6 protein-coding genes and 1 pseudogene are annotated in these 11544 nt (G+C 42.2%); 2 read left to right on the top strand and 5 right to left on the bottom strand.

Annotated features, from left to right (window positions below):
• Positions 1-5: 5 nt before the first annotated feature.
• Positions 6-1361: an MATE family efflux transporter gene (locus tag JUE95_RS07060; protein WP_373305673.1), complete on the top strand. Its 1356-nt coding sequence runs from the start codon at positions 6-8 to the stop codon at positions 1359-1361.
• Between the two features lie 72 nt (positions 1362-1433).
• Here JUE95_RS07060 and JUE95_RS07055 read toward each other — a convergent pair whose 3' ends face one another.
• From JUE95_RS07055 to JUE95_RS07040, 4 genes are all read right to left on the bottom strand, one after another.
• On the bottom strand, positions 1434-2987 hold the full coding sequence (locus tag JUE95_RS07055; RefSeq protein WP_203650256.1) for a glycoside hydrolase family 30 protein: 1554 nt from the start codon (positions 2985-2987) through the stop codon (positions 1434-1436).
• A gap of 89 nt (positions 2988-3076) precedes the next feature.
• On the bottom strand, positions 3077-3958 hold the full coding sequence (locus JUE95_RS07050; RefSeq protein WP_203650255.1) for an aldose 1-epimerase family protein: 882 nt from the start codon (positions 3956-3958) through the stop codon (positions 3077-3079).
• 78 nt (positions 3959-4036) lie between these two features.
• Positions 4037-5482 carry a glucuronate isomerase gene (gene uxaC, locus JUE95_RS07045; protein ID WP_203650254.1) on the bottom strand — a complete coding sequence of 482 codons (1446 nt, stop codon included), beginning with the start codon at positions 5480-5482 and terminating at the stop codon, positions 4037-4039.
• Between the two features lie 18 nt (positions 5483-5500).
• Positions 5501-7996: a glycoside hydrolase family 31 protein gene (locus JUE95_RS07040; protein ID WP_203650253.1), complete on the bottom strand. Its 2496-nt coding sequence runs from the start codon at positions 7994-7996 to the stop codon at positions 5501-5503.
• Positions 7997-8484: 488 nt separating this feature from the next.
• On the opposite strand from JUE95_RS07040, the gene JUE95_RS07035 reads away from it, so the two are divergent.
• Positions 8485-9924: an MFS transporter gene (locus JUE95_RS07035; protein WP_203650252.1), complete on the top strand. Its 1440-nt coding sequence runs from the start codon at positions 8485-8487 to the stop codon at positions 9922-9924.
• 154 nt (positions 9925-10078) lie between these two features.
• Here JUE95_RS07035 and JUE95_RS07030 read toward each other — a convergent pair.
• Positions 10079-11326, bottom strand: a pseudogene (locus JUE95_RS07030) (transposase).
• Positions 11327-11544 lie beyond the last annotated feature (218 nt).

The raw sequence follows: 11544 nt of genomic DNA, 5'->3' as shown, positions 1-11544 counted from the left end.
TGGTTTTGTCAGAGAACAATGACTTAACTCAGGGCGCACCCCTAAGAAAGATCATTCAGTTTTCAATCCCGCTGGTTGGGGGCAGTATTTTCCAGCAATTCTATAATTTTATCGATACCCTAATTATCGGCCGGCTGCTTGGTATTGATGCATTAGCGGCTATTGGGGCGTACTATCCTCTCAGTTTTTTAATTCTCGGTTTTGTGCAGGGCAGCTGTATTGGTTTTAGCATCCCGTTAGCCCAAAGTGTTGGGGAGGGAAATCAAAGAGATATTCATAGATACTTGGTGGGTGGCTACCTCATTTGCTTAATACTCACGGTTCTTTTAACGCCCATCATGATGATTTCCACGCATCCGATCCTGATGCTGTTAAATACTCCGCAGCACATCTTGAAACTCGCAACCGGCTTTACAATAATCGCCTTTGCAGGGATTCCGGCAAATATTTTGTATAACTATTCTGCCAGTACACTACGGGCCTTTGGTGATTCAAATCATCCGTTCTACTTCTTGGTCATCTCGCTTTTCTTAAATATTGCCCTAGCTTTATTTATGATCCTCTATCTTCACCTGGGACTAAATAGTGTTGCAATTGCCACGGTCATCAGTGAATTTTTTGCTGGTTTGCTGAACGTCATTTTCTTTGTCCACAGTGACCGCTTTCCTAAGATAAAGCTTACTATAAAGGGACTAAATCATCACATACTGGGTCGTATCTGTATGATCGGCTTCCCAATGGGACTTGAATACTCAGTATCAGCAATTGGTGCGGTCATCATGCAGGATGCCATTAACCTCCTGGGGGTAACAGCCGTCGCCGCGCAGTCGGCCGGTGATAAGATCAGGCAATTATTTACCCTGCCGATGGAAAGTGTCGGTATGGCGATTGCTACCTACATGGCTCAAAACTACGGTGCCCGGAAACCAGAACGCATTAAACAGGGACTCAAAAGCGGTTCGCTCATTCAGTTATCCTGGTCGTTTTTTGCCTTTATATTAGTGATAATCTTCAAAAAAACGTTGATTGGCCTAGTCTTAGGAACCACTCACGGCCAAGCCTTCCACCTCACTGACCTTTACCTGACAACGATCAGCTTTTTCTTCATCGTACATGGTCTGCTAATGATTTTCAGAAATACGCTTCAAGGCCTTGGCCACAGTATGTACGCCATTGTATCAGGGCTGGGCGAACTGATTGGCCGTGGTATTGCCAGCTTAATCGCCATGACTTCGATTGGCTACGCTGCAATCTGTTACGCTAATCAGCTCGCTTGGGGATTATCCTTGTGCTACTGCGTGTTCATGGTTTGGTGGGTCTTTAAACGCGACAAACGCTTAAAACCAGATACTAAAAACTAAAACTTAACAACAATACGAAAGAGCGCCTCCTGATATCTTAGGAGACGCTCTTTCATACTCACTTTTTAATTATTACTGTTCCTGTCCTGGCGCAACATCCGTCCGGTGATCTGGTGATGGGTTTAACTTAAATTCGTCATCAGCAGGAATTCCTGATCCGTTAATTGCACTGTTTGATTTATGCAGGGTCACTGTGCCCCAAGCCGGAACCGTTACGTTTTGCCACTGGTCACCTGAACCATTGACAGTTACCGCTGCTGTAATCGGTTCACCCGTTGGGTTGTACAAATGCGCAGCAATGGCGCCATCTGGAGCTAGGAAGGCAACTGAACCAAGTCCACCAGAATATCCATCTGGCGTGTAGTTCGTCGACTTGATCACTTTGGAACCTACCGGAACGTCCTGACCAAAGTTACGTAACATGTAATACTCCAAGTTACGCTGTACCTTACCCGTTGTGTGATCAATCGTGATTACCCCACGCCGGCCGGTTGAATCAGCAGCGTTAGGTAAACCACGTTCATCCAGTGCCAAATTCCAAAGTGTAATCATACCGAGCCCGTTGTGGACTAACCAGTTGCCAATCACGCCAAACATGATGTGAGCGGCATTTTCTGGTGTCTCACGCATCATGCAGCGACGTTCGGTCATCAGTAATGACCAGTTTGGAAACGCGCGGCTTGCGCGATATAAACGATCATATGGCTCCATGTAAGTGTGGACTGCCATCCCATCAAAAGCCATTGCCTGTTCGAATGGCACTTCATCGGTGATCGGTTTTGTTAATGCATGGGGACTGTCATCCAAGAAGTACATCTTCGTATCTGGGAACGAATGATTCAGTGCAGGCCGTAAGAAATGATACCCAAAATCAGCTAATTGAGCTGGTGTCCAAATCATTGCTGGCCAGTGAGCCGCGTTGGAAGGTTCATTTTGAATGGTGACGCCGTAGATTGGAATACCCAGCTTTTGATAGGCATCAATATAGCGAACGAAGTATTGGGCATAAATATACTCAAAGCGATCTTTATCAGTATATCCATTACCAGTGTACTCGCCGAAGCGTAGACGACCGCCATGGGTCAAATGGTCCGTATTCTTCATCCATGCAGGAGCAGACCACGGTGAAGCAATCACTTTAACCGCTGGATTAATTTTAAGAATCTCTTGCAGTACCGGTACGATGTACTTCAAATCCTTAGTGGCATCTGGAGCACCTGGTGTCCCTTCACCAATAGAGAACTTTTCTAGATCGGCATCGTGTTCACCAGCTGGCACATCATCATAAGTGTAGTAGGTTTGGCTCTGAAAATCACATGAACCAAGCGGTACCCGAACGGCTGAGTAGCCACCCTGCTCCGGGTCAAATAATTCGTGTAATAAATGATCTCTGTGGGATGCGTCCATTGACCCCCAAATAAGTGACGCAGCTGAATCAGTAATCGCTGCCCCGGCACCAAGCCAGTCTTGATGTTTTTCACTTGGATCAATGATAATCTTCACGGCATCTTCTGCTAAAGAAGTTTGCTTTGGCGTTTCAATATGTTCGCGCTTTTGCTTCAAATCGCCGGAGGTCGCTGTCCAAAATTCATTTTGAAATTGAGTTGAACCATTATTTCCTGACATCAGTCATTTCCCCTTTTTAATCTGACATATTAGTTAAAAAACGGTTCAAGAGAATCATTATGTGCAAGATCCCTTAAACCGCTTTTAATTTATTTCAAAGTTAAAGTATAGTTAAGCGTCTTAGTCTTGCCGGCTGCCAACTTAGTGTTAGCTTCCTTATCGAGCAATTCAACTTCATGACCACTTACATCTGGCAATCCTTGGAAGGGTTCGATGCATAAGAATGGTGCATTGGCGCCCTCTTTAGTCCAAATGCAGACATAGCGGAAATCATCAAGATTGAGAGAAACGCTGTGGCTGGTAGCGCCAGAGCTCAGCGTAACCTTCTTGATGCCATCATTTTCAATAATCACTAACCCTTTTTCAAACATGTCATGGTTAAGTTTGATTTGACTGCCATTTGCTGCAGCTAACGGCACAACTTTTCCATCACGATATGGGTTTGGTGTTTTGACGATTTCAAACTGTTTGAGGTCCAAACCGGCTGGTTCGAAGTCCAGTTGATAATCGTCAAAGGTCCCTTCACCGTCAATTGGCACATTCAAAGCTGGGTGTGAGCCAAGTGAGAAGGCCAATGTCTTATCATCCGTATTTTCAACTTCAAAATTGAAGTTCAAACCAGCATCCGTCAAGCTGAAGGTAATTTCAAGCTTGAAAGCAAATGGATAAAACTTACGGGTAGCATCATTATCAGTTAACGTCAGGGTTAACTTATCGCCGTCGTTTGCCGTAACGGTAAAGTCCTGATCACCAGCAAAACCATGTTGCGGCATTTCGTATTCCTTACCATTGTAGAAGTAAGAATCCTTTTCTGAACGGCCAATGGCTGGGAATAAGACTGGTGCATGCTTTGGCCAGAGATCGTTATTCCACATGTAGTCAAAGTTGCCGTCTTTGTTAACTAAATGAGTCAGTTCAGCACCGTGTTCGTTAATTTCAGCTTTAAACTTTGCGTTTTCGATTGTTTGCATAATACTCTCATACTCCTTTACTCAAAGGGACCAACCGGATTGATACCGGCCGGCCCCTTTTGACATTAGTAACACTATTTACTTTTCATCGTTCTCGAAGAACTTGAAGTAGTTGTATGCGTTATTGTACGAAATATCTTCAACGATCTTGCCGAGGTATTCTTCGTCATCAGGAGCTTGACCCCGTTCTACTAATTCACCGAAGAAGTTGCACAATACACGGCGGAAGTATTCATGACGAGGATATGACAGGAAACTCCGTGAATCAGTCAGCATACCGACAAAGTTTGGTAACAGACTTTGTTGTGCCATGATTCGTAACTGTTCTTCCATACCTTCACGAGTATCGTTGAACCACCATGCACAGCCGAGTTGTAACTTCTGTTCGATACCTTTACCAGTACCATCACCATAGAAGTCACCCATACCAGTTGCTAATTGCATCCAGTCGTTAGGGTTCAATGAGTAGAGGATGGTACGAGGGATACTGTTTTCGATTTGCATATCCTTCAATAATTCCATTAATTGAGCCGCCATATCTGGTTGAGTCCCCATGGAATCCAAACCAGTATCAGCGCCTAATTCCTTAAACATTGGGATGTTTTGGTTTCTCAAAGCGTTAACGTGGAACTGCATTGTCCAGTTAAACTTGTGGTTCAAGCGCATCAAAGCTTCGATCAGAGCAGTTGAGTAAACGTTAACTTCGTGATCAGTCAGCTTTTCATTTTTACGACCCTTAGCAAAAATAGCATCAACTTCGTCCTCTGAAGCCTTAGCAAAGTGGAAGGTGTTCAAACCATGGTCAGACAAACGACCACCTAAACTTGAGAAGTATTCGAAACGTTGTTCAAAGGCCTTTGTAAATGAAGCAAAGTCGGTAATCTTAACACCCGAAACTTCTTCAAATCCCTTCAAATATTCATCAAAGGTATCTGCAGCAATATTGAATGCTTTATCAGGACGCATAGCTGGTAAAACTTTAAAACCGTTTTCCTTTTCATCCTTCTTCAATAACTTGTGGTACTTCAAGTCTGAAGCTGGGTCATCAGTGGTGCAGACAGCCTTAACGTTGGAGTTTTTGATCAAGTTACGTGGCTTAAAGTCATCGGTAGCAAGCAGTGCGTTAGCTTTGTCCCAAACTTCCTTAACGTTCTTCTTTGTAAATTGTTCTTTGATACCAAAGAAGCGTTGCAGTTCCAAATGAGTCCATTCAAACAGTGGATTACCAACGGCCTTTTCAATTGTGCCGGCCCAAGCAACTAGCTTTTGATAGTCGTCGCCATCACCAGTAATCAGTTCTTCAGGAACACCATTAGCACGCATCAAACGCCACTTGTAATGGTCACCAAATGACCCGTCGTTGATCCAGATTCTGCTTAAATTAGGATAGTTCTTGTTTTCATAAATTTCCTTTGGATCCAAATGGCAGTGATAATCAATGATTGGCATGCCTTCAGCATGGTTATGGAACAGTTTTTTGGCCATATCATTCGTTAATAAAAAGTCTTTGCCTATTAATGTCATCTTAAATGACTTCCTTTCTTAAATCGAAATTAAATCTTTTTGATTAAAGTTTATACCCACTTGATAATCTTTAGCTGCCGGGTTAGCGTAACGGACTTCGACCTGACGCTTTTCGCCGTTGAAATACCAACCAGCTGCTGCTGTCTCAAACTTATCTGAGTTCAAGTAACGTGGTAATACCTGATCGCCCAAAGTAACACTTAACGGTGCCAGCTCTGGACAGCAAACTGAAAGTTCAACCGTCTTAACTTTGGTTTGGTAATCACCAGTTCTCTTAAAGGAAACTGCGACACCGTTTTCGTTGCTTTCAGTAGTAACTTGAGTCCGGAGTGAAACACCCTTGAGATAATCGTTGGAAACACCATCATCTTCATAAACGGTGAATGCAGCCTTAGCACTTGGCTCAATCAAGAAATTCAGCTTATCGATCACATCGTTGTGAATATTCATTAAACCTAAGCTGCGAGGGATAATGCTACCCGTTCTTAGGAACATTGGAATACTGCTTAGATCAACCGGTATCGTAATCGTCTGTCCACCATGATAGTAGGTGTTTGTCTTAAGATCTAACCAGTTAGCACCCTTAGGCAAATAAACGTCTTTTTGAGTTTGTCCCTTATCCAAGACGTTCGCCACTAACAGCGAATCCCCTAACATAAACTCAAAACTTTCTTCTGAAACCGCTGGATCATCCTGAAATTCATAGACTAACGGTCTCATGATTGGAGAACCCTTGGTAGAAGCTTCGTAAAGTAATGAGTAGAAGTAAGGCACTAAGGAATACCGTAATTGAATAGCTGCCCGGATATATTTCGTATAACTTGGATATGTCCATGGCTCAGTCACCGTGTTGTCAGTGTTGCTTGAGTGAATTGAGAAACGGGGCTGGAAGATCCCGTTTTGAACCCAGCGAATAAATAGTTCTGGTTCAGGCAACGGTCCATCAAATCCACCGATATCACAGCCCTGGTTGGCAACACCGGACAATCCCATTCCTAAAATAGTTGGGATGTTGTATTTAACGTTCGTCCAACTGGTGTAGTTATCACCTGCCCACGTCTGTGAGTATCGTTGGATACCCGCAAACCCAGCACGGTTGATCAAGTATGGCCGAACATTTGGGTCGTGTTTATGAACAGCTTCCTTAGCTGCTTTAGCCATCATAGTTGGCATTACTGGTTTTAAAGCACCAATTGGTTCTCTTAAGCCTTCTGCGTCAACTTGGGCTTGAGTATTATTAATTTCATATTCATTATTATCGTTCCAGATGGATGTGATCCCCAATGAGATCAGAGCATCAATCATCTTTTGTTCCCAAGTATCACGGCCATGCGGGTTGGTAAAGTCAACAAAGTGTGCATCGCCGCCCCAGTACTGATCAACTTGGTCATCGGAACCATCCGGAGTCTTAATGTAAGCATCCTTGTCACTAAATTCTTTAGCAAGTGGATGGGTAACTAACATCCCCGGCTTAACGTTGGGTGCCAAAAGTACCCCGCGTTTTTTAAGTTCATTAACAAATTGCCGCGGGTCTGGAAAGCGCTCTTTATTCCAGTTAAAGACGTAACGCTTGCCATCTTCACCCGTAGTATAACCAGAGGATAAGAAGAAGCCGTCGCAGGGAATACCATTCTTTTTACACGTATCGACAAAGTCCAGGATTGCTTGGTCTGAATCCTTTTCGAGCTCGGTGTAAAACATCGTTGAACCCATGTAGCCTAACGAAGCCATCGGCATCATTGCCGATTTACCCGTTAAATCTGTGTAGTGTTCAACCACGTCTTTAATGGTAGGACCACCAATGAAGAAGACGTCTAAATCGCCGCCGTCACACTGGAAATAACTGTAGCGTTTCCAGTAATTACTGTGCTCACAGTCCATATCAAAAACGGAATCATGAGCATTATTGTAAAACAGGCCGCTAGCAAGATTATCCTCAGTATTAAAGTCAATATAGAAAGGAATCATCTTATACAATGGATCTGACTTAGCAGCATTCCACCCCAGCGAGTCAGTATTGTGCATCCGCATGTGGCGTTTAAACTTATTGAGTTTTCCTGACTTCTCGCCAAAGCCATAAAACTTGTTATGGTCGCCCATACTACTGTAGTGGTAGTTTCTTCCTAAATCGTCCTGTAAAAAGGAACGTTTCGGTAAATCCTTATGCAGCACGTTACCCTTACTGTCGGTGATTTTAAAGTAGAAGGGTTCTGCGTTTATCCGCAAGGTGTATTTACCGTTTGAAACTGTGTAACCTTTATCATTTTGCTGTAGGTCAATCGGAATCGGCTTAACCCGTTGACGCTCATCCGATAATAAATCGTCAGTTTGATCAGCCCACGCTGTTTTTACTAAAGCATAGGAAGCTTCAGGCGCGAACTGCTCATCAAACGTTCCGCGAATCCGGATAATATTATCATCAAGCAAATAGATTTGAAATTTGGCTCCGTCGGTTGTCAAATTCAAATGATCCCGTTGATTATCAACATTCAGCAGTTTGGAACTCGTTTTCATAGCACACCTCCGAGGCAATGAAATTTTGATCCTTTTGTTGAAAAATTAACAAAGTACACTCTGAAACAACGTTGATTTTAGAAATCAAGTAATATATCAGATTGTGACTACATCATTACTTTAAAACGTTTAGTAAGCGCTGTCAACACTATTTGGCTAAACTTTTTTTAAACTCTAATTTCCTCTCTAAAAGTTAATTAAAGCCCAGTATTAACGTAGAAACTCCACTTTTAGTTTTTTTAAATTTTTTCTCATATTAATATATTTTTTCACAAAAACTCTTGAAAGCGTTCTCTTTTGATGTTATTCTTTTGTCAACTTATATATCAGCTTGGGAGGCTAAATTAAGGTTAGATTTGACGGATCTGATCTTATCAAATTAGAGCTGGTAATTAAAAGACTTCATTAATTTCAAACATTAATCCAGTCTTTATTGTTTTTGTTACGTTTCTGGCAATCATAATTTTATATCTTGGGAGTGAAGTATTTTGGATAAGACACAGAAAACTGTCACTGTTGCTGCCGCCCCATTCGGTATTAAAGATAAAATAGGGTACATGTTCGGTGACATTGGTAATAACTTCTCATTTAACGTTGTTAATTCGTTCTTAATGATTTTCTACACCAACGTTCTAGGGTTGACAGGTGCTCAAGTAGGGGTTTTGTTCCTAGCCGCTCGATTCATTGATGCCTTTGCGGATATCACTGTTGGACGTTTAGTTGATAACAGTAAGCTTCATAAAAACGGTCGTTTCCAACCTTGGATGAACCGGATGCGTTACCCACTGGTTATCTTCTTCATCTTGACATTCGTGCCAATCGTTAAAGACTGGGCAATGCCTGCTCGTTTGGTTTACGTCTTCATTACTTACTTAGGTTGGGGCATTTTCTACTCAACTGTTAACATTCCTTATGGTTCAATGGCTTCTGCTATTAGTAGTAAACCAGATGATAAGACGTCACTTTCAACGTTCCGTGCCGTTGGTTCTGCCTTAGGTTCAGCGATTACAAGTTACATCTTACCAATGTTCATCTACATTGGCGCTTCACAAAAGATTTCTGGTAGCCGCTTCTTCTGGGTTATCGTCGCTTGTGGTATTCTTGCATGGATCTGCTACGCTTTAACTACTGGCCTGACTACTGAACGTGTTCGTACTGAAAAGAGTGCTAAGGTTCCTATGGGCCGTCTGGTCAAGGGATTGTTCGAAAACAAGGCTTTGGTTGTTTTAGTTCTTGTTGATATTATGATTGTTATTAACCAAAACCTTTCAGGTACGATGATTTCATATCTGTTTAATGATTACTTTAAGAATAAAGCTGCGATGTCCATTGCTTTGATCTTTAACTTCGCTACTGTTATTCTGCTAGCACCATTTGGTACTTGGATCACTAACAAGTTTGGCCGTAAAGAAAGTTCAATTACTGCTTTGATTTTTGCTTCTGTCATTTACGGAACCTTGTTTGTTGTTCACACTCACAGTGTTATCTTCTATCTGGTAATGTTGTTCTTCGGTTCATTAGGTGCTGGTATGTTTAACCTGATGGTCTGGGCCTTTATCACCGATGTTATTGATAACCATGAAGTCTTAACGGGTACACGTGAAGACGGGGTTGTTTATGGTGTTAACTCCTTTGCACGTAAGGTTGCCCAAGCCATTGCCGGTGGTTTTGGTGGCTTCATGTTAAGCTTCATCGGATACAAGTCATCTACTTCTGGTGGTGTTACTCAAACCACTGAAGTTGTAGATAAGATTTATCACTTAGCTACTGGTATTCCAACGGTTTGCTTACTTGTCGCCGCATTACTCTTAATCTTCTTCTATCCTCTGAGCAAGAAGCGTGTTAAGCAAAACGCTGCAACATTGGCTAAGATTCACGCTGAAAACACTGAAGAAGAAAAAGAAGAAGAATCAGGTTCAACAAATTAAATTCAATGGTCGATCAAGAATTTTATTAATTGATCGCTAACGACAAAAAAGAGGCTGTGACTTAAGTCATAAATCATAGCTTTCAAAAAAGGTTTATCGAAGAAATCAAAATTTGATTTCTCGATAAACCTTTTTTCTGAATAAAATCAGGGTTTTATCCCCTCATATTGACCATTTTTGCCATATTTAACGCCATAATGACGATACCGGTTTCCTTGGTTACCTTGTTCAAGCCTCGGACCATAAATCGTTTGAATCCTAAAGAAGCCTTCATTCTACCGAAGACTGGTTCGACATCTATTTTACGTCGGGCATAAATTTGCGCGATCGTTTCCGTGGTTAATCGTTCCCGTTGTTGAGCTTTAAAATATTCCCAGCTGGGATTGATACTGATATATCGGGTTTGTCCAGACTGCGTTAGGGCTGCTGGGATAACTTGGTGATCCTCATCAAATTTTTCTGCCTGATAGATCTTAAAATCACGTGTGACGCCACTCTTGTCAGTACGCTTAGAATAACGCTGAAAGTTAAATCTGACACCCCGTTGGTCAATATAGTAGTCGTCTTCAGCGAAGTAGGTCCAGTTCATCACTTTACGATCATCAGACTGCCATTGACGGCTTTGTTCTTTTAACATCGTTCCGTAGTTCCGTACGGAATGATGGCTTGATGATGCTGATAGTTATCTTCTATTGTGCGGTAATTAGCCTCTGAACCATAACCAGCATCAGCCACGATGTGCTCAGCCAACGCGTTGGTATTTGATAAGGTACTCAGAAATGGAATTAAAGTTTTCGTATCAGTTGGGCGCTGGAATAAACCAAAACCTAATACGAATTGATTATTAGTAGCGATTTGTAAATTATAGGCTGGCTTCAGCTGACCGTTCAGCATCGGATCTTCTTTGACGCGCATGAAGGTACTATCCTGATCAGTTTTAGAATAACTATTGCGGTCACCAAAGGTTTCCATTTGTTTCTGGTGTTCAATCATTTTTGCTTTACGCTGGTAAAGTCACATCGTCGATTAAGTTTTGACGACGCAAGTAGTCAACCAACTGGTCTAACCCATCGTAAATCAAAGTTTCTAACTCATCGGAGATTCGGAAGCGACAGATCGTCCGGTAAGTGGGCATCTGTTCCTGAGTCAGCCAACGAGCCGTTAAGTTTTCCACCGCAAAGGTTTCGATTCGGCGACTACTAAAGACCCCACGCGTGTAGGCGAAAAGAACCAGCTTCATCATGGCACCCAAATCATATTCTCGAGGACGACCGAATAGATAGTGCTCCTTGATTGAGAGTGACTCAACCAGTTCATTAATATAGTAAGCAGGATTATCTTTTTGAACGGTATAGTCAGTAGTTAGAGGTAAAATTGTTTGATTCATGTTATAATTTGTCATGTTGGATTGTCCTTTCGAGGATGATTTCTGAGTATCGGGTGCGACCGGTACTCTTTTTTTCTGTCATTATATCAAAACTTACTAATATAAATGGTGTATTCAGCCCGACGGAGTTGAATACACCACTTTTTTTGTTAAAGTGGTAGCGAAGCAAAGCCGCAGCGCTTTTTGGCACATGATGCCGCTATTAAAAATGGCTGTTTCGCTGGCAACCTATT

This window comes from Secundilactobacillus yichangensis (genome assembly GCF_016861565.1).
In the GTDB taxonomy this organism is placed as follows: domain Bacteria; phylum Bacillota; class Bacilli; order Lactobacillales; family Lactobacillaceae; genus Secundilactobacillus; species Secundilactobacillus yichangensis.
Note: the sequence above shows the minus strand (reverse complement) of the source record. Positions and strands in the feature narration are given on the sequence as shown.